Below are 15,728 nucleotides of genomic sequence, written 5' to 3'. Positions count from 1 at the left end.
TCGCGCCCCGAGTTGCAAGTTTTGATTGCCCGGCAGCAGCGGCTCAGTCGTCGCGGCTAGCAATGGGCGCGTCTTGGGGCACAATTCCATGTTTGGCCACAAGTCGCCCGACCAGGCTGTCAGGATGTGGTATTCCACCATGGTTCTTGCGCATGATCGCCCGCATCCGGCGCCCGTACAAATGGATCGAGACGGTATCCTCGTGAAAAAACCGGTCAAGACTTTCGTTCGGCCGGGCAAGGGCCCGGCGCCGCGAAAAGTTGATCGGGTATGGTGCTCCCGTCTTGACGGCTTGCCTTCATTGGAGTGACCCAATTCCCGGCGCCGCGCAACGTCGCAGTTGTGGTAACAACTATTTTCCTGCCCGTGTGGGGCCCGTAAACAAAAAAGAGGCGCCACTTGGGCGCCTCTGCTTCATATGTTGTCGTCCCGTATCTTACGAGCAGTAGGCGTGCTCGCGGGCGATGTCGGCGATGTCGCACCGGCGGATGCCGATGTCGTTCAACTCGCGGTCGCTCAGACGCTGCAACTCGGTATACGTGCGGGTGTATTCGCTGGCCCGGGCGCGGTTTTCTTTCACGCGCTCGATCAGGTTTGCGATACGGGCGGTCAGGTTGAAGCCGCCATGTGTCAGGGTCGCTGTGTGTGCCATTATCTCATTTCCTTTCGAATGTCGGGGCGTATTCCCCGATGTCACTTACTTGGTTCCTGTCTTGGACAGGGTTGAGATAGGGAGTTCAGTTATCGCTAACAACGATGGTTTTGGACTGGCCGCTATGCATTTTTGGCATAGCGGCGCAAATCAGGAGTGACCGCTACCGGCCGCAAGCCGGGACAGGTTGTCCAAAGCAGCAGACCAGCCACCTTTGTAGTCCTGAAATAGTTCTGGCCCGGCCAGGCTTGTGATCTGCAACGTGACGCGCAGCGTACTGCCTTGGCCATTCGGCATGATTTCGTGTCCGCACAGCGAGACCGAGACCAACTCTCCCTGAATGACCAGTGTTTCGGTCAATGAAAGAAACTCCGGCGAGACCACGTGGAACAGGCTGGTCGTATTGAACTCTGGCGCCTCTTTCGGTCCACACCGCGTTTCCTCACGGCCTCCGGGTCGACAGTCAAAAACATCAATCAGAACTACGCTTTCATCGTCTGGTGCGGCCCATTTCTGGCGTAACTCGCGGTCGGTCAACACCTGAAACAGCCGGTCGGGAGCGCAGGAAATCTCGCGTTCCAGGATCAAAGTTTCGTAATCAGCCATCATCGGATTCCTTTTCAATTTGCTCGGCAAGTGCAGACAGGCGATCCAGCCGGCCTTCCCAGAGGTGACGTTGTTGTTTCAACCAACCTTCCGCCTCGGCGATCGGGGCGGCTTCGATATGCAACATGCGAACCCGACCGATCTTCTCCGAACGGATCATTCCAGCGGATTCCAGTTTGCCGAGATGCTTCAGAAACGAAGGAAGAGCCATGTCGTGCGCTTCGTGCAGCTCTGACACGGCCGCTGGGCCAGTGATCAGCCGTTCGATCACGGCACGCCGGGTCGGATCGGCCAGCGCAGAAAAAAATGTATCGAGTTTGTTAGCCATTAGGCTAAGTATTTCAACGCACCGCCCGCGTCAAGAAAAAGTTAGCCGTTTGGCTATGTTTTTAATTTAAAGGTCAGGACAGAGGGCAAAAAAGGTGTCTACCTGTGAGTTCCTGGCCAGGCCTTGGCCAAGTTCAACGCAAAAGGCGGTCTTCCGACATTCCGCGCAGGCGACGGCCAAAAATGAAAACGCCCCCGATCAAATCGGAGGCGTTCATTAGGCTTTCGAAGTTGGCGCTCAGCCGCGCTCTTCGATGATCTCAACCAGATGCGGGATCTTGTTGACCATGCCGCGGATCGACGGAGTGTCTTCCAATTCGCGGGTCTTGTGCATCTTGTTCAGGCCCAGACCGATCAGGGTTGCGCGCTGTTCGGCGGGGCGACGGATCGGGGAACCGATCTGCTTGACGACGATGGTTTTTGCCATTGCTCGCTCTCCTTACGCTTCGGCTTCAGCCGGTGCTTCATCCCGCTTGGGCAGGATATCGGCGACCTTCTTGCCACGACGCGCGGCAACCGAACGCGGGCTCTGTTCTTTCTTCAGGCCGTCGATGGTGGCGCGGATCATGTTGTACGGGTTCTGCGAGCCCAGCGACTTGGACACAACGTCCTTCACGCCCAGCATTTCGAACACAGCACGCATCGGACCACCGGCGATGATACCGGTACCTTCCGGCGCGGTGCGCATGACCACTTTACCGGCGCCGTGACGGCCCTCGATGTCGTGGTGCAGGGTCCGGCCTTCGCGCAGCTGCACGCGGATCATCTGACGCTTGGCTTGCTCGGTCGCCTTGCGGATGGCTTCAGGTACTTCTTTCGCTTTACCTTTGCCAAAGCCCACGCGGCCTTTCTGATCGCCAACAACCACCAGAGCGGCGAAGCCAAAGCGCTTACCACCTTTTACGGTTTTCGACACGCGGTTGATTGCGACCAGACGATCGGCAAATTCCGGTGCTTCTTCACGGTCGCGGCCACGGCCTCGACGGTTTTCACGTTCTGCCATTTGGCATCCCTTTTCTCATGTGGCGCTTGGCGCCGTTTTCTTCAATCCAAGTGAGCCTCGACCGAAGTCGAGGCCCCCGGATCATCGGGGCGGATCGAAACCCGCCCACAGGTCTTAGATTTTCAGGCCGCCTTCACGCGCGGCGTCGGCAACTGCCTTCACCTTGCCGTGGAACAGGAAGCCGCCACGATCGAAATAAGCCTCTTCGACGCCGGCCTTCTTGGCCCGCTCGGCGATGGCTGCGCCCACTTTGGTGGCCGCTTCGACGTTGTTCTTGCCAACAACACCCAGATCCTTTTCCAGGGTCGAGGCCGAGGCCAGGGTCACGCCACGTACGTCGTCGATCAGCTGAACGGAGATGTTCTTGTTCGAACGGTGTACGGACAGACGCGGACGACCCGCGTTGACCTTGCGAAGTTTGTTCCGAACGCGCAGGCGGCGCTTCAGAAACAGGGTTCTTTTGCTGTTTGCCATTGTGTTCGTCCTTACTTCTTCTTGCCTTCCTTGCGGAAGATGAACTCGCCCTTGTAGCGGATGCCCTTGCCTTTGTACGGCTCGGGACGGCGCCACTCGCGGATTTTCGCCGCGGTTTCGCCCACCAGCTGCTGGTCGATGCCTTCCACAACGATCTCGGTCTGCTTCGGCGCGGTGATGGTGACACCTTCCGGAGCAACGAAATCAACATCGTGGCTGTAGCCCAGGTTCAGCTTCAGGGTGTTGCCCTGCATCTGAGCGCGGTAACCCACACCCTGGATTTCCAGTTCCTTCTTGAAGCCTTCGGTCACACCGGTCACCAGGTTAGCGACCATGGTGCGGCTCATGCCCCACTGCTGACGCGCACGCTTGGACGAACCACGCGGGTCGATTTTGACCACGTTGTCTTCGACTGTCAGAGTGACGTCATCGGTTGCGGTGAAGCTGCGGGTGCCTTTCGGACCTTTGACTTCGATGGTCTGACCCGACACAGAGGCGGTAACGCCGCTGGGCAGCTCGACCGGTTTCTTACCAATACGAGACATTGCAGACCTCCTTAGAAGACGGTGCAGAGCACTTCGCCGCCAACGTTGTTGGAGCGAGCGTTTGCGTCCGACATCACACCTTTCGGAGTGCTGACAATCGACACGCCCAGGCCCTGACGAACCTGCGGGATGTCATTGACGCCCATGTATACGCGACGGCCGGGCTTCGAGACCCGCTTCAGTTCGCGAATGACAGGGGTGCCTTCGTAGTATTTCAGGCTGATTTCCAGAGCCGGATGACCGTTTTCGCCGGTCGTCTTTTCATAGCCGCGGATATAGCCTTCGTCCGCCAGCACGTCCAGAACCCAGGCGCGCAGTTTCGACGCCGGAGTGATAACGGTGGACTTGCCGCGCATTTGCGCGTTGCGGATACGGGTGAGCATATCGCCGATAGGATCGTTCATATCTGTCTCTCCCTTACCAGCTCGATTTCACCATGCCGGGGATCTGACCAGCAGAACCCAGCTCGCGCAGCGCGATACGGCTGACCTTCAGCTTACGGTAGTAAGCGTGAGGACGACCGGTCAGCTGACAACGGTTGTGCAGACGAGTAGCCGAGCTGTTGCGCGGCAGTTTCGCCAGTTTCAGACGCGCTTTGAAACGCTCTTCCATCGGCTTGCTCTCGTCATTCGCGATCTCTTTCAGAGCCGCACGCTTTTCGGCATACTGTGCCACCAGGCGTGCGCGCTTCTTCTCGCGTTCGATCATTGCTTTTTTAGCCATGTCTCAATCCTCCCGGCGCTTACGCGTTGAACGGCATGTTGAAAGCTTTCAACAGTGCCTTTGCTTCAGCGTCGGTTTTCGCTGTGGTGGCAATTACGATGTCCATGCCCCAGACCTCATCGACCTTGTCGAAGTCGATTTCCGGGAACACGATGTGCTCTTTCATGCCCATGGCAAAGTTGCCACGGCCATCGAAGGACGGTTTCACACCGCGGAAGTCACGTACGCGAGGCATCGCGATGGTGATCAGACGGTCCAGGAATTCGTACATCCGGTCTCCGCGCAGGGTCACCTTGGCGCCCAGCGGCATGTCTTCACGGACGCGGAAACCCGCGATCGACTTCTTCGCCTTGGTCGAAACGGCCTTCTGACCAGCAATCGCCGTCAGATCTTCGACCGCGGCTTTCGCCTTCTTCGAGTCCTTCACCGCCTCGGCACCACAGCCGATGTTCAGAACGATCTTCTCCAGCTTGGGGATCTGCATATCGTTCTTGTAGCCGAACTCTTCTTTCAGAGCGGCACGGATGGTTTCAGCGTACTGAGCTTTCAGACGCGGGGTGTAGTTTGCAGCATCAAGCATCGATCACGTCCCCCGTGGTCTTGGCGTAACGAACCTTCTTGTCACCTTCCATGCGGAAGCCGACGCGGGTTGCCTTGCCGTTCTTGTCCAGCAGGGCCAGGTTCGACAGGTCGATCGGCAGAGCCTTGGGCAGGCGGCCACCTTGCGACGTTTGCGACTGGCGGGTGTGGCGGATGGCGATGTTCACGCCATCAACGACAGCTTTGCCGGCTTTGGGGTCGACCGAGGTGATAGTCCCCTCTTTGCCCTTGTCCTTGCCGGCCAGCACGACGACCTTGTCGCCTTTGCGGAGTTTAGCAGCCATGATTACAGCACCTCCGGAGCCAGCGAGATGATCTTCATGAAGTTCTTCGCGCGCAGTTCACGAACAACGGGGCCGAAGATACGGGTACCGACGGGCTCGTTGTTGTTGTTCAGGATGACGGCGGCGTTGCGATCGAAGCGGATCGCGGTGCCGTCTTCGCGACGGACTTCTTTGGCGGTGCGCACGACGACGGCCTTGCGGACGTCACCTTTCTTCACGCGGCCGCGCGGGATGGCTTCCTTCACCGAGACGACAATGATGTCGCCGACGGAGGCGTATTTACGCTTGGAACCACCCAGGACCTTGATGCACTGAACTCGGCGGGCGCCGGAGTTGTCAGCGACATCCAGATTGGTCTGCATCTGGATCATGTGGTTTCTCCCGACCTGTGGGGGCTGGTCTTATTAAATCCCCCAGGGTTTCGACAAATGGAAAGGCCTGGGGGCTTACGCCTCCAGAACCTCCCAACGTTTCGTCTTCGATTTCGGCGCGCATTCGATGATGCGTACGGTGTCGCCGACCTTGAAGGCGTTCTTTTCGTCATGAGCCCGGTATTTCTTGGACTTACGAACGGTTTTCTGCAGCAGGGGGTGCTTGAAACGGCGCTCGACCAGAACGGTGATGGTCTGTTCGTTGGCGTCGCTGGTCACGGTGCCTTGCAGGATACGCTTGGGCATCTGATTACTCCTCGGATGCCGCGGCAGCGGCCTTTTCGTTCAGGATGGTTTTGACGCGGGCAGCATTGCGGCGGGCCGCTTTGATACCAGCAGTGTTTTCCAGCTGACCGGTGGCCTGTTGAAAGCGCAGGTTGAAGCTTTCTTTCTTCAGGTTGGCCAGTTCCTCGCGGAGCTGGTCCGGGGTCTTTTCACGCAGTTCTTGGGCGTTCATCGCCTTTTCCTTTGCTCAAAACACCAGAAGGCCCCGTACACGGGTCACCTTGGACCTGGTGGATGAATGATAGACATGCGAATCGCCCGACAACGCCGGGAGACCGCAGGATGCCGCCGTATAAGGGTTTGATGGGTGGGTGGCAAGGGAAAGTTTTGCAGCCAGAACCGGGCAACCAACGGGTCACGTCAGAACCTGACCACTTGCGCGTTGTCTTCTGTGGAAACGGGTTTGGCCGAAACTCAAAAGACACGTGAAACCCTTGAAGTATCTTCAGCCCGCTGACTTAGGAACGGTGGAAAAAATGGAACTGGTTGTCCTAATTGGGTTTGCGGCACTTCTAGTTGTTTTAATATCAAGAAAGCCACGCTTTGTCGCCCGTCATAGAGGCCGTCAAAAGCCTCCGCAAGCCTCCACACGGAAACGCGCAATCCCGCGACAACAGCCGAGTGTTGTTCCCTCCAACCGCGTTCTGACGGGGCGCGCTTATGTGATCGATGGCGACACAATCATTGTCCGTGGAACAAAGATCCGTCTAGCCGGCATTGATGCGCCCGAGCTGGACATGCCATGGGGCCTAAAGGCAAAGTGGACGATGGTCGAAATCTGCAAAGGTCAGGAGATTACCGTCAAGCTGAACGGCGAAACATCCTACGACCGGTTAGTTGGAATTGGATACCTACCCAATGGGCAGGACATCGGCGCGGAGCTGGTCAAAAGGGGGCTTGCGCTGGACCTGCCTTTATTTTCACAGGGAAGGTATAGGCATCTCGAACCGACCGGCGCCAGAGAACGGCTGCGGAATGGGGCTTTCGGTCACGCATCGATTTCGGTTCGCAGGACGACGACAGTCGTCGCCTATGGGCGCAGATCAAACCGGCACAATGCGGGCAGTTGAATACGACCCAAGGAGTTCACTCCCACTTATAGTTAAAACTCACCGAAATCCGTTCTTCTTCGGCCATGTTCATCGGCACCTCGTGGCGCAGCCAGCTTTCCCACAGCAGAACGTCGCCGACCTTCGGCTTCATATAAATGAAGGGCTGCAATTCGCGTCGGGCGCCCTTGCGGCGCACTGGCGCGGCCATCATGCGGCCTGAGCGGGGGTCCTCCAGCTTCAGCGCGCTGGCGCCTTCCGGCATTGACACATATGTCGTTCCAGAAATCACACTGTGCGGATGGATGTGGCTGGCATGCATTCCACCCTCGGGCAGGATGTTGATCCAAAGATCCTCCAGCTTCAATTCCCGGTCATCGAGATCAAACTCAAGGTCTTTTGCGAATGCAGCCACGTGCTGATCCAAAGTCTTCACCAAGTCCTGAAAGATCGGAAACCGCCAGGGCAGATCAGTCAACGAGGCATAGCTGGTGTAACCCGGATAGCCGTTCTTTTCGCACCACTCCTGCCCGGCCTCGTCATCCTCAGCGATGACAAGGCACGAGTTCTCCAGCTCCTCCGGATCGATCCTTGGTTCGAACTCAGACAGAGCGGCGCGGTAGAGACGGGTAACGAAGAGTGATTCAATCTGTGCCATGGGCGTCCATTACCCCATTCGACACCCAGGCGCGATAGAGGAACTTTCTTCGAATTTGGAAAACCCCTGCTGCTGTCACAAGTCAATATAGGGCAACGGGTCGCTGTGATGCGCGATCAGCTTCCACGCTCCACCTTCAAGGCGATAGACATTCGTGCCGCGCATCCGGATACCGGCCCCATCGCCCTGCCCCGATGCCTCGGCGACATGATGCACAGTGGCAAGCGTATCCCCAACCACAACATGCCGGTTCAGCACTTTGATCGACCCGCCCAGATGCGCCCGACCCTGCGCGATCCAATCCTGATCCGTGACTTTCCACCCAACGTGGAACAGATCGGGTGACGGCCCCATATAGATGACATCGTCCGCATGCGACCACAGCGCCTCCATCGGTACAACGTCACCCTCGAACATAGCGTTCAGTGCGGCAAAGAAGCCGTCGTCAATCTTTTCTATCTCTGACGTCGAAACCATTTGAGGCCCCCTGTTCTAGGCTTTTTCAAAATATCAAAAGCTGAAGCGGAGCCTAACCCAAACCATCCGAAAAACAAAAAACCCCGCCGGTTCGGCGGGGTTTTCTGAAGTCTTGGCAAGACCGGTTTACCAGTCCTCGCGGACCACCACGCGGGTCTTGATCGGCAGCTTCATCGCAGCCAGGCGCAGAGCCTCGCGCGCGATTTCATCGTTGACGCCGTCGATCTCGAACATCACGCGACCGGGCTTCACTTTGGCTGCCCAATAGTCGACCGAGCCTTTACCTTTACCCATACGGACTTCGGTAGGCTTCGAGGTCACGGGGGTATCCGGGAAGATCCGGATCCAGACGCGACCTTGACGTTTCATGTGACGGGTCATGGCACGACGCGCAGCTTCGATCTGGCGTGCAGTGACGCGCTCGGGCTGCAGGGCCTTCAGACCGTAGGTGCCAAAGTTCAGATCAGAGCCGCCCTTGGCTTCGCCCTTGATCCGGCCTTTGTGCATCTTGCGGAATTTTGTACGCTTTGGTTGAAGCATATCTTTCCCTCCTTAGCGACGACCGCCACCAGCACCACGAGGTGCAGGGCCGTCCTGGAGTTCCTGTGCTTTACGGTCACGTGCCTGCGGATCGTGCTCCATGATCTCACCTTTGAAGATCCAGACCTTGATCCCGATGATCCCGTAGGGGGTCATCGCTTCGGCATGTGCGTAATCGATGTCGGCACGCAGGGTGTGCAGAGGCACGCGGCCTTCGCGGTACCACTCGGTCCGTGCGATTTCGGCGCCGCCCAGACGACCAGCGACGTTCACCCGGATACCCAGGGCGCCCATGCGCATGGCATTCTGAACCGACCGCTTCATCGCGCGGCGGAACGAAACGCGGCGCTCCAGCTGCTGAGCGATCGACTCGGCAACCAACTGCGCGTCGAGTTCCGGCTTGCGCACTTCGACGATGTTCAGGTGCAGTTCGCTGTCGGTCATCTGCGCGATTTTCTTGCGCAGAACTTCGATGTCCGCGCCTTTCTTGCCGATGATGACACCGGGACGCGCGGTGTGGATCGTGACGCGGCACTTCTTGTGCGGGCGTTCGATGATCACACGGGCGATGCCGGCTTGCTTGCACTCTTTCTTGATGAACTCACGGATCTTGAGGTCTTCCAGCAGAAGATCACCGTAGTCCTTGGTATCTGCGTACCAACGGCTGTCCCAGGTGCGGTTGACCTGAAGGCGCATGCCGATCGGATTGACTTTATGTCCCATTAGGCTTGCTCCTCAACTTGACGCACCTTGATGGTGATCTCCGAGAACGGCTTCATGATCTTGCCGAAACGGCCACGGGCACGCGGACGACCGCGCTTCATGACCAGGTTCTTGCCAACCCATGCTTCGGCGACGATCAGCTCGTCCACGTCCAGGTTGTGGTTGTTTTCGGCGTTCGCGATTGCGGACTGCAGGCACTTTTTGACGTCCTGCGCGACACGCTTGTTCGAGAAAGTCAGGTCGGTCAGAGCCTTCTCGACTTTCTTGCCGCGGATCATTTGCGCAACCAGGTTCAGTTTCTGCGGGCTGGTGCGAAGCATACGGGTTTTTGCCATTGCTTCGTTTTCAGCCACGCGGCGGGGGTTCTTTTCCTTGCCCATGACTTACTTCCGCTTCGCTTTTTTGTCTGCGGCATGGCCATAATAGGTCCGGGTCGGCGAGTACTCACCGAACTTCTGACCGATCATGTCTTCCGAGACGTTTACCGGGATATGCTTCTGGCCGTTGTACACACCAAAGGTCAGACCCACGAACTGGGGCAGAATGGTGGAACGACGCGACCAGATCTTGATGACTTCGTTGCGGCCCGACTCGCGCGCAGCTTCGGCTTTTTTCAGCACGTAAGCGTCGACGAAAGGACCCTTCCAAACAGAGCGAGACATGTCTTAACGCCCTTTCTTCTTGGCGTGCCGCGAGCGGATGATCAGCTTCTGGGACGCTTTGTTCTTGTTGCGGGTACGCTTACCCTTGGTGTCCTTACCCCAAGGCGTAACCGGCGTACGGCCACCCGAGGTCCGGCCTTCACCACCACCGTGGGGGTGATCGATCGGGTTCATGGCAACACCACGGACCGACGGACGCACGCCTTTGTGGCGCATACGACCGGCTTTGCCGAGGTTCTGGTTGCTGTTGTCGGGGTTCGACACGGCACCGACGGTGGCCATGCATTCCTGGCGCACCATACGCAGCTCGCCCGAGCTCAGACGGATCTGGGCATAGCCGCCATCACGGCCGACGAACTGGGCGTAGGTGCCCGCGGCACGCGCGATCTGACCGCCCTTGCCGGGCTTCATCTCGATGTTGTGCACGATGGTACCGATCGGCATACCCGAGAACGGCATCGCGTTGCCGGGCTTGATGTCGGCCTTGGCCGAAGCGATGACCTTGTCGCCAACCGCCAGACGCTGCGGCGCCAGGATATAGGCCTGCTCGCCGTCGTCATATTTGATCAGTGCGATGAATGCGGTCCGGTTCGGGTCGTATTCGATCCGCTCGACGGTTGCCGCCACATCCAGTTTGTTCCGTTTGAAGTCAACGATCCGGTAGAGACGCTTTGCGCCACCGCCACGGCGGCGTGAAGTGATCCGTCCGGTGTTGTTCCGGCCGCCCGATTTGGTCAAACCCTCAGTGAGAGACTTGACCGGACGTCCTTTCCAAAGCTCCGAACGGTCGATCAGCACCAGCCCGCGCTGGCCCGGCGTCGTCGGTTTGTACGACTTGAGTGCCATGCTTTCTGTCTTCCGTTTAGCAAGCGCGAGGATCTATCCCCGCTATGTGAGAGGCCCCCGTAGGTGCCCAGGTTATAGGGCCCCGAAGGTCCCCGGTTGCAAATATCAGAGGCCCCGGAACGAATCCGAGGCCGCAAGATTGGGTGCGTTTAGCAGGGTTGGGGGTGGGTGTCTAGAGGGGACACTCAATCAGACAACGTGTTCGACCATATTAAAATTAGTTAGCGGATCGGACTAGGTGAACGTAGAAAGAATCCGACGCATTTCCTGCATGATCCACTCCGGAGACGATCTGGAGCGCACGAATTCCATCCGATCTAAGGCCTCCTTCCATGTCAAGGTTCCAAGCAGGCTGTCAGCCTTGTCAAAAGCCTCGATAATTTCGGCCTCGTCCAAAGACTCAAGAAGGAACGGATAGTCTTCGCCCAGATAATGTACTGCGTCATCCGTGTCCCGCGATGTTATTACTACAGCGCCCAATGCTGCGGCAGTGAAGCCTTTTGTGAATGGCTTGGCTATTTGCCATGTTCGCCGTCGTCGAGCCGGTGGTCTGACGCAATAGTGCATGTTGAAGTCGCACAAAGCGTCAAATGTATCGCCGATTGTGCTGTCGCGCGCGTAGTCTAAGACGCGAACCCGCTTTTTCACCTCTCCAGGGAGATACACATTGGCTGAGTGTCCAAGATACCCCGCGCTCACTTTATCCAACCGGCGGCACCTCCTGCCCAGCAGTCGAGGATCCGTGTGATGGGTCAAGTGCATGACTTGCCCACCGCTGGCCTCACCCCCGCACTTGTCAAGCATGCGCTGCAGCATCTGGCACCCCACCCTAGATGCCCCAATATGCACATCCGCAAACTTGGAGAAGCTTCCAGAAATATCCGCATCTACATAGTCTATGCAAACGGCTCGGGCATTTCGGCTGAGTTTATGCATTCCTTCTTCGCCAAACATGCTGGCAGTGCCTTTCAGCAGGATAACTATGCAGTCATTTAACGCCTTGCATGTCTCCCGGATCGCTGCGTCGTTGCGCAGCGGGCGCTGTGAAACTACGGAAAACTCAAATGCGTCCCCTAAGTGTTGCCGGCACATTTCGCTCAACTGGTCGCAACGCATGATTTTTGACCCGGCACCGGTCTGCCCTTTGCGATGCAAGAAAACTACTTTTGTTTTCCGGGTTATGTCCATGCCTGCCAATTTTCTCTGACACCAAAGTGCCTCTTCACACACCCGAGTCGTTTACGACGTAAAACTCTGTCAGTTTGACGCACAATGCTCGAATGCACGAAAACCAGGATTTTTTCAAACCGGAAGATACATGTGCATACACAAAAAAGCCCCCGCCTTTCGGCGGAGGCCTTTATCTTCTTCCAAAGACGGGCCCGATCAGAGACCGGTGGTCACGTCGATGGTGTTGCCCTCTTCCAGGGTCACATAGGCCTTTTTGACGTCTTTCCGCTTGCCCAGCTGGCCGCGGAACCGCTTGACCTTGCCTTTGGTCACGGTGGTGTTCACCGCCTTGACCTTCACACCAAACAGCGCCTCAACGGCCTCTTTGATCTGCGGCTTGTTGCTGTCGATCGCCACTTCAAAGACAACCGCGCCGTTTTCGGACGCCATGGTCGTTTTCTCGGTGATGATCGGCTTGCGTATCACGTCGTAGTGTTCTGCCTTCGCGCTCATTTCAGTCGAGCCTCCAGTGCTTCGACACCCGCCTTGGTGAGCACCAGGGTGTCACGCTTGAGGATGTCATAGACGTTTGCGCCCATCGACGGCAGGATATCCAGACCTTCGATGTTGCGGGCTGCGCGGGCGAACCCTTCGTTCACGGTGGCGCCGTCGATGACCAGAGCGCGCTTCCAGCCCAGGTTTGCAACCTGCTTGGCCAGTGCGGCGGTCTTGCCTTCGGCTTCGGCGCTTTCGATCACGACCAGCTCACCGGCTTTGGCCTTGGCCGACAGTGCGTGGCGCAGGCCCAGCTTGCGGAACTTCTTCGGCAGGTCGTGGCCGTGCGAACGCGGGGTCGGACCCTTGTAGATGCCACCTTTGCGGAAGATCGGCGCGTTGCGGTCACCGTGACGTGCGCCACCGGTGCCCTTCTGGCGATAGATCTTCTTGGTCGAGTAGCTGGTTTCCGAGCGGGTCTTCACCTTGTGGGTGCCGGCCTGCGCGTTGTTGCGCTGCCAACGGACCACACGGTGCAGGATGTCCGCGCGCGGCTCCAGACCGAACAGGTCCGCATCCAGCTCGATGTTGCCGGCCTTCTTGCCGTCCAGTTTGATTACATCAAGTTTCATGCTTCACCACCTTCCGCGGGTGCTTCTTCCGCAGGTGCTTCGGTTGCAGCCGATTTCACAGCAGCCGGGAAAGGCAGGCCTTCCGGTGCTTTCTTCTTGACGGCGTCCTTGACGGTAACCCAGCCCGACTTCGGTCCGGGAACGGCGCCTTTGATGAAGACCAGACCACGGTCGGCGTCGGTTTTGACAACCTCGAGGTTCTGGGTGGTAACACGGGCAGCACCCATGTGACCGGCCATCTTCTTGCCTTTGAACACCTTGCCCGGGTCCTGACACTGACCGGTCGAACCGTGCGAACGGTGGCTGATCGAAACACCGTGCGAGGCGCGCAGACCACCGAAGTTGTGGCGCTTCATTGCACCGGCAAAGCCTTTACCGATCGAGGTGCCCGAAACGTCAACTTTCTGACCAGCCAGGAAGTGATCTGCCGAGATCTCGGCGCCCACTTCGATCAGCGCGTCTTCCGACACGCGGAACTCGGCCAGCTTGCGCTTGGGCTCGACCTTGGCGGCGGCGAAGTGGCCGCGCATGGCCTTCGAGGTGCGTTTTGCCTTGGCGGCACCGGCGCCCAGCTGAACGGCGGTGTAGCCGTCTTTGTCAGCGGTACGCTGTGCAACAACCTGCAGGTTGTCCAGGTGAAGAACGGTTACAGGGATCTGCTTGCCGTCTTCCATGAACAGGCGGGTCATGCCGACTTTTTTTGCGATAATACCAGAGCGCATCATCAATACCCTCCGATCTTACGACTGCAGCTTGATCTCGACGTCCACACCAGCGGCCAGGTCGAGCTTCATCAGCGCGTCCACGGTCTGGGGGGTCGGATCTACGATGTCCAAGAGACGCTTGTGCGTACGGATCTCGAACTGATCGCGGGATTTCTTGTCAACGTGAGGGCCACGGAGAACCGTGAACTTCTCGATCTTGTTCGGCAGCGGGATCGGGCCGCGCACATTCGCGCCGGTCCGCTTTGCAGTGTTGACGATCTCTTGCGTGCTGGCATCCAGGACGCGATAGTCAAATGCCTTCAGCCGAATACGGATGTTTTGGCTTTGCATATTAACAGCCTTTTTTCAGGCGTTGGAGTTGAGAGGAGGACGGGCGCTCATCGCCAACCCTCATCGAACCCAAAAGGCGGGAATCACCCCGCCTTCACGTTCTCACCGAGAACTCGCGCGGTTTAGTGGGGTTGGCGCTGTTTGGCAAGGGGGAAATGCCACCAAGCCCCAAATGCGGATTGTCCAACAAGTTATAGGCCGCCGCGCTGAATCTTGAAGACCCTACCCGGCTTCAGGATCGTTTTGGGATTGCCCCAATTCCGCCAGCTCTGTCCACACCGCATCCGGGATAGACCAGTCGGCCCATTCGAAGGTCTGGTCCACGTGCTGCGGCCATGTCGCGCCGCAAAGTGTCGAAGCTATATCTGCGTTTTTGACCGAGAATTGCAACGCAAGCGCCCCCAACGGGACATCGTAGCGGGAACAGATACTCTCAACCGCACGAACCGGACCCAGAACCGCTTCGGTCGCCGGCTGATAGACGTAGAAATGATGCGCGGAACTTCCCTTGGCCAATATTCCTCCGGAATAGGGCGCTGCATTCAGAACGGTCACTCCCTTGGAACGCGCGAGTTCAATCAGCGGAGCGGCATTCACATTGACGACTGTATGCCTGTTGTGCGTCAGAAGGACGTCGAACTCACGATCGCGTAGCATAGGCATCAGGACGTCAATTCGACCACCGGCAAGCCCCACAGCTTTGGCCAGGCCTTCTTCCTTCATCCGAAACAGCTCATCAAGCGCGCCGCCCGTGCCGGTCACTTCGGAAAGATCTGCGGCGTATTCAGGGTCATGAAGGTGAAGAATATCCACCTGGTCGACGCCAAGGGCTTCAAGGCTTGCTTCAAGCGACCTTCGCGCTTGTGTCGCATCAAACCTGTTACTCTCCATGTCCCGGTCCAGTTTCGTGGACAGAACCCGACCCTCGGGCCACCCGCCCAGCTCGCGAATGACTTGCCCGATACGTTCTTCGCTTCGGCCCAACGCATACCCGCGCGCTGTATCAATGAAGCTATCCGGACGCTGGAGAATTGTCCTGATGGTATCCAGTGCACGGCTTTCGTCTACTTCGTATCCATATATCTGTGGAATGCTTCCCAGCCCTGTTGAACCGAACCCTATTTGCGGCAACCTGACCCCAGTCCGGCCGATCTCAAAATGCTTGGTCATCCCACCATCCTCCCCTACAGGACATTTCTGACTGCAATTGTGTCGAGGGGCGCCGCTCAACGCAAGCTTGGCGTATTCGCGTGCAACACCAGGATGTGCGCAACCAATGTTTTGTGGACATAACGAAAAAGGCCGCCCCGGTTTGGGACGGCCTTCTTTTGTATCTCACCGAGTTGCTTTCGGCTGGCTTCGCTTTGGAAAACCACCTGCCGCAACCGGGCGCGACAAGCGCGCCTTACTCGATGATTTTGGACACGACGCCTGCGCCGACGGTGCGGCCGCCTTCGCGGATGGCGAAGCGCAGACCGTTTTCCATGGCGA

Annotated in this window: 29 protein-coding genes; 1 reads left to right on the top strand and 28 read right to left on the bottom strand. The window is 57.8% G+C overall.

The features are described from left to right. Positions 1–436: 436 nt before the first annotated feature. The 14 genes from ACR0NB_RS18170 to rpmC form a co-directional block, all read right to left on the bottom strand. Complete coding sequence (locus tag ACR0NB_RS18170; protein ID WP_170343462.1) at positions 437–652, bottom strand: DUF1127 domain-containing protein; 216 nt, start codon at positions 650–652, stop codon at positions 437–439. 150 nt (positions 653–802) lie between these two features. Then, the gene (locus ACR0NB_RS18165; protein WP_170343461.1) at positions 803–1,258 is read right to left on the bottom strand and encodes an SRPBCC domain-containing protein; all 456 of its coding nucleotides are present in this window, start codon (positions 1,256–1,258) and stop codon (positions 803–805) included. Further along, positions 1,251–1,586 (bottom strand): ArsR/SmtB family transcription factor, encoded by a 336-nt coding sequence (locus ACR0NB_RS18160; RefSeq protein ID WP_170342961.1) that lies wholly within the window; start codon positions 1,584–1,586, stop codon positions 1,251–1,253. Before ACR0NB_RS18160 ends, ACR0NB_RS18165 begins: the two co-directional genes overlap by 8 nt. Before the next feature lie 237 nt (positions 1,587–1,823). Then, entirely contained in the window at positions 1,824–2,012 is a 189-nt protein-coding gene (rpmD, locus tag ACR0NB_RS18155; RefSeq protein WP_093965366.1) for a 50S ribosomal protein L30, read from the bottom strand. Between the two features lie 12 nt (positions 2,013–2,024). Beyond that, positions 2,025–2,588 (bottom strand): 30S ribosomal protein S5, encoded by a 564-nt coding sequence (gene rpsE, locus ACR0NB_RS18150; protein ID WP_093965365.1) that lies wholly within the window; start codon positions 2,586–2,588, stop codon positions 2,025–2,027. 114 nt (positions 2,589–2,702) lie between these two features. Beyond that, complete coding sequence (gene rplR, locus ACR0NB_RS18145) at positions 2,703–3,062, bottom strand: 50S ribosomal protein L18 (RefSeq protein ID WP_010437103.1); 360 nt, start codon at positions 3,060–3,062, stop codon at positions 2,703–2,705. A gap of 11 nt (positions 3,063–3,073) precedes the next feature. Beyond that, entirely contained in the window at positions 3,074–3,607 is a 534-nt protein-coding gene (gene rplF, locus ACR0NB_RS18140; RefSeq protein ID WP_093965363.1) for a 50S ribosomal protein L6, read from the bottom strand. Between the two features lie 11 nt (positions 3,608–3,618). Further along, entirely contained in the window at positions 3,619–4,011 is a 393-nt protein-coding gene (gene rpsH, locus ACR0NB_RS18135) for a 30S ribosomal protein S8 (protein ID WP_093965361.1), read from the bottom strand. A 13-nt stretch (positions 4,012–4,024) separates the two neighbouring features. Beyond that, positions 4,025–4,330: a 30S ribosomal protein S14 gene (gene rpsN, locus ACR0NB_RS18130; protein WP_093965360.1), complete on the bottom strand. Its 306-nt coding sequence runs from the start codon at positions 4,328–4,330 to the stop codon at positions 4,025–4,027. A 19-nt stretch (positions 4,331–4,349) separates the two neighbouring features. Beyond that, positions 4,350–4,910 carry a 50S ribosomal protein L5 gene (gene rplE, locus ACR0NB_RS18125; protein WP_170370223.1) on the bottom strand — a complete coding sequence of 187 codons (561 nt, stop codon included), beginning with the start codon at positions 4,908–4,910 and terminating at the stop codon, positions 4,350–4,352. Beyond that, on the bottom strand, positions 4,903–5,214 hold the full coding sequence (gene rplX, locus ACR0NB_RS18120) for a 50S ribosomal protein L24 (protein WP_093965356.1): 312 nt from the start codon (positions 5,212–5,214) through the stop codon (positions 4,903–4,905). Before rplX ends, rplE begins: the two co-directional genes overlap by 8 nt. Before the next feature lie 2 nt (positions 5,215–5,216). After that, positions 5,217–5,585, bottom strand: a complete 369-nt coding sequence (rplN, locus tag ACR0NB_RS18115; protein ID WP_005621870.1) for a 50S ribosomal protein L14 — start codon at positions 5,583–5,585, stop codon at positions 5,217–5,219. 75 nt (positions 5,586–5,660) lie between these two features. Further along, the gene (gene rpsQ / locus ACR0NB_RS18110; protein WP_170342963.1) at positions 5,661–5,891 is read right to left on the bottom strand and encodes a 30S ribosomal protein S17; all 231 of its coding nucleotides are present in this window, start codon (positions 5,889–5,891) and stop codon (positions 5,661–5,663) included. 4 nt (positions 5,892–5,895) lie between these two features. Further along, on the bottom strand, positions 5,896–6,102 hold the full coding sequence (gene rpmC / locus ACR0NB_RS18105) for a 50S ribosomal protein L29 (RefSeq protein ID WP_093965352.1): 207 nt from the start codon (positions 6,100–6,102) through the stop codon (positions 5,896–5,898). A 262-nt stretch (positions 6,103–6,364) separates the two neighbouring features. Between rpmC and ACR0NB_RS18100 the strand changes: the two genes are divergently transcribed. Continuing rightward, positions 6,365–7,000 carry a thermonuclease family protein gene (locus tag ACR0NB_RS18100; RefSeq protein WP_480776430.1) on the top strand — a complete coding sequence of 212 codons (636 nt, stop codon included), beginning with the start codon at positions 6,365–6,367 and terminating at the stop codon, positions 6,998–7,000. 16 nt (positions 7,001–7,016) lie between these two features. Here the strand turns inward: ACR0NB_RS18100 and ACR0NB_RS18095 are convergent, their stop codons facing one another. The 14 genes from ACR0NB_RS18095 to ACR0NB_RS18030 all read right to left on the bottom strand — a co-directional run. Next, a complete protein-coding gene (locus ACR0NB_RS18095; RefSeq protein WP_170366435.1) occupies positions 7,017–7,637 on the bottom strand; it encodes a 2OG-Fe(II) oxygenase family protein in 621 nt (206 codons plus the stop codon). 75 nt (positions 7,638–7,712) lie between these two features. Continuing rightward, on the bottom strand, positions 7,713–8,114 hold the full coding sequence (locus ACR0NB_RS18090; RefSeq protein WP_170589883.1) for a YybH family protein: 402 nt from the start codon (positions 8,112–8,114) through the stop codon (positions 7,713–7,715). 126 nt (positions 8,115–8,240) lie between these two features. Next, on the bottom strand, positions 8,241–8,654 hold the full coding sequence (rplP, locus tag ACR0NB_RS18085; protein WP_005980704.1) for a 50S ribosomal protein L16: 414 nt from the start codon (positions 8,652–8,654) through the stop codon (positions 8,241–8,243). A gap of 12 nt (positions 8,655–8,666) precedes the next feature. Further along, complete coding sequence (rpsC, locus tag ACR0NB_RS18080) at positions 8,667–9,377, bottom strand: 30S ribosomal protein S3 (protein ID WP_093965346.1); 711 nt, start codon at positions 9,375–9,377, stop codon at positions 8,667–8,669. Next, a complete protein-coding gene (rplV, locus tag ACR0NB_RS18075; RefSeq protein WP_039538267.1) occupies positions 9,377–9,757 on the bottom strand; it encodes a 50S ribosomal protein L22 in 381 nt (126 codons plus the stop codon). Before rplV ends, rpsC begins: the two co-directional genes overlap by 1 nt. Positions 9,758–9,760: 3 nt before the next feature. Beyond that, complete coding sequence (gene rpsS / locus ACR0NB_RS18070) at positions 9,761–10,039, bottom strand: 30S ribosomal protein S19 (RefSeq protein ID WP_005980699.1); 279 nt, start codon at positions 10,037–10,039, stop codon at positions 9,761–9,763. Between the two features lie 3 nt (positions 10,040–10,042). Beyond that, the gene (rplB, locus tag ACR0NB_RS18065; RefSeq protein ID WP_093965344.1) at positions 10,043–10,885 is read right to left on the bottom strand and encodes a 50S ribosomal protein L2; all 843 of its coding nucleotides are present in this window, start codon (positions 10,883–10,885) and stop codon (positions 10,043–10,045) included. A 234-nt stretch (positions 10,886–11,119) separates the two neighbouring features. After that, positions 11,120–12,073: a hypothetical protein gene (locus tag ACR0NB_RS18060; protein ID WP_480776429.1), complete on the bottom strand. Its 954-nt coding sequence runs from the start codon at positions 12,071–12,073 to the stop codon at positions 11,120–11,122. Positions 12,074–12,271: 198 nt separating this feature from the next. Next, positions 12,272–12,568 (bottom strand): 50S ribosomal protein L23, encoded by a 297-nt coding sequence (locus ACR0NB_RS18055; protein WP_093965341.1) that lies wholly within the window; start codon positions 12,566–12,568, stop codon positions 12,272–12,274. Then, positions 12,565–13,182 carry a 50S ribosomal protein L4 gene (gene rplD / locus ACR0NB_RS18050; RefSeq protein ID WP_170342972.1) on the bottom strand — a complete coding sequence of 206 codons (618 nt, stop codon included), beginning with the start codon at positions 13,180–13,182 and terminating at the stop codon, positions 12,565–12,567. The genes ACR0NB_RS18055 and rplD overlap by 4 nt, the downstream gene beginning before the upstream one ends. Then, entirely contained in the window at positions 13,179–13,904 is a 726-nt protein-coding gene (gene rplC / locus ACR0NB_RS18045; RefSeq protein WP_170343454.1) for a 50S ribosomal protein L3, read from the bottom strand. Before rplC ends, rplD begins: the two co-directional genes overlap by 4 nt. Before the next feature lie 18 nt (positions 13,905–13,922). After that, the gene (gene rpsJ / locus ACR0NB_RS18040; RefSeq protein WP_008756422.1) at positions 13,923–14,237 is read right to left on the bottom strand and encodes a 30S ribosomal protein S10; all 315 of its coding nucleotides are present in this window, start codon (positions 14,235–14,237) and stop codon (positions 13,923–13,925) included. A 222-nt stretch (positions 14,238–14,459) separates the two neighbouring features. Next, positions 14,460–15,407, bottom strand: coding sequence for an aldo/keto reductase (locus ACR0NB_RS18035; RefSeq protein WP_480776428.1), 948 nt, complete (start codon positions 15,405–15,407; stop codon positions 14,460–14,462). Positions 15,408–15,642: 235 nt separating this feature from the next. Further along, positions 15,643–15,728: EF-Tu C-terminal domain-related protein (locus ACR0NB_RS18030; protein WP_217359872.1), on the bottom strand; the 86-nt coding region annotated here is incomplete at its 5' end.

The organism is Ruegeria sp. CG3 (assembly GCF_056537205.1).
This window is presented reverse-complemented; position numbering and strand designations above follow the sequence as displayed.

What these genes read in the sequence shown, in the direction of transcription:
- ACR0NB_RS18170 (WP_170343462.1), bottom strand. Translation starts at nt 652, where the DNA reads ATGGCACACACAGCGACCCTGACACATGGCGGCTTCAACCTGACCGCC.
- ACR0NB_RS18165 (WP_170343461.1), bottom strand. Translation starts at nt 1,258, where the DNA reads ATGGCTGATTACGAAACTTTGATCCTGGAACGCGAGATTTCCTGCGCT.
- ACR0NB_RS18160 (WP_170342961.1), bottom strand. Translation starts at nt 1,586, where the DNA reads ATGGCTAACAAACTCGATACATTTTTTTCTGCGCTGGCCGATCCGACC.
- rpmD (WP_093965366.1), bottom strand. Translation starts at nt 2,012, where the DNA reads ATGGCAAAAACCATCGTCGTCAAGCAGATCGGTTCCCCGATCCGTCGC.
- rpsE (WP_093965365.1), bottom strand. Translation starts at nt 2,588, where the DNA reads ATGGCAGAACGTGAAAACCGTCGAGGCCGTGGCCGCGACCGTGAAGAA.
- rplR (WP_010437103.1), bottom strand. Translation starts at nt 3,062, where the DNA reads ATGGCAAACAGCAAAAGAACCCTGTTTCTGAAGCGCCGCCTGCGCGTT.
- rplF (WP_093965363.1), bottom strand. Translation starts at nt 3,607, where the DNA reads ATGTCTCGTATTGGTAAGAAACCGGTCGAGCTGCCCAGCGGCGTTACC.
- rpsH (WP_093965361.1), bottom strand. Translation starts at nt 4,011, where the DNA reads ATGAACGATCCTATCGGCGATATGCTCACCCGTATCCGCAACGCGCAA.
- rpsN (WP_093965360.1), bottom strand. Translation starts at nt 4,330, where the DNA reads ATGGCTAAAAAAGCAATGATCGAACGCGAGAAGAAGCGCGCACGCCTG.
- rplE (WP_170370223.1), bottom strand. Translation starts at nt 4,910, where the DNA reads ATGCTTGATGCTGCAAACTACACCCCGCGTCTGAAAGCTCAGTACGCT.
- rplX (WP_093965356.1), bottom strand. Translation starts at nt 5,214, where the DNA reads ATGGCTGCTAAACTCCGCAAAGGCGACAAGGTCGTCGTGCTGGCCGGC.
- rplN (WP_005621870.1), bottom strand. Translation starts at nt 5,585, where the DNA reads ATGATCCAGATGCAGACCAATCTGGATGTCGCTGACAACTCCGGCGCC.
- rpsQ (WP_170342963.1), bottom strand. Translation starts at nt 5,891, where the DNA reads ATGCCCAAGCGTATCCTGCAAGGCACCGTGACCAGCGACGCCAACGAA.
- rpmC (WP_093965352.1), bottom strand. Translation starts at nt 6,102, where the DNA reads ATGAACGCCCAAGAACTGCGTGAAAAGACCCCGGACCAGCTCCGCGAG.
- ACR0NB_RS18095 (WP_170366435.1), bottom strand. Translation starts at nt 7,637, where the DNA reads ATGGCACAGATTGAATCACTCTTCGTTACCCGTCTCTACCGCGCCGCT.
- ACR0NB_RS18090 (WP_170589883.1), bottom strand. Translation starts at nt 8,114, where the DNA reads ATGGTTTCGACGTCAGAGATAGAAAAGATTGACGACGGCTTCTTTGCC.
- rplP (WP_005980704.1), bottom strand. Translation starts at nt 8,654, where the DNA reads ATGCTTCAACCAAAGCGTACAAAATTCCGCAAGATGCACAAAGGCCGG.
- rpsC (WP_093965346.1), bottom strand. Translation starts at nt 9,377, where the DNA reads ATGGGACATAAAGTCAATCCGATCGGCATGCGCCTTCAGGTCAACCGC.
- rplV (WP_039538267.1), bottom strand. Translation starts at nt 9,757, where the DNA reads ATGGGCAAGGAAAAGAACCCCCGCCGCGTGGCTGAAAACGAAGCAATG.
- rpsS (WP_005980699.1), bottom strand. Translation starts at nt 10,039, where the DNA reads ATGTCTCGCTCTGTTTGGAAGGGTCCTTTCGTCGACGCTTACGTGCTG.
- rplB (WP_093965344.1), bottom strand. Translation starts at nt 10,885, where the DNA reads ATGGCACTCAAGTCGTACAAACCGACGACGCCGGGCCAGCGCGGGCTG.
- ACR0NB_RS18060 (WP_480776429.1), bottom strand. Translation starts at nt 12,073, where the DNA reads ATGGACATAACCCGGAAAACAAAAGTAGTTTTCTTGCATCGCAAAGGG.
- ACR0NB_RS18055 (WP_093965341.1), bottom strand. Translation starts at nt 12,568, where the DNA reads ATGAGCGCGAAGGCAGAACACTACGACGTGATACGCAAGCCGATCATC.
- rplD (WP_170342972.1), bottom strand. Translation starts at nt 13,182, where the DNA reads ATGAAACTTGATGTAATCAAACTGGACGGCAAGAAGGCCGGCAACATC.
- rplC (WP_170343454.1), bottom strand. Translation starts at nt 13,904, where the DNA reads ATGCGCTCTGGTATTATCGCAAAAAAAGTCGGCATGACCCGCCTGTTC.
- rpsJ (WP_008756422.1), bottom strand. Translation starts at nt 14,237, where the DNA reads ATGCAAAGCCAAAACATCCGTATTCGGCTGAAGGCATTTGACTATCGC.
- ACR0NB_RS18035 (WP_480776428.1), bottom strand. Translation starts at nt 15,407, where the DNA reads ATGACCAAGCATTTTGAGATCGGCCGGACTGGGGTCAGGTTGCCGCAA.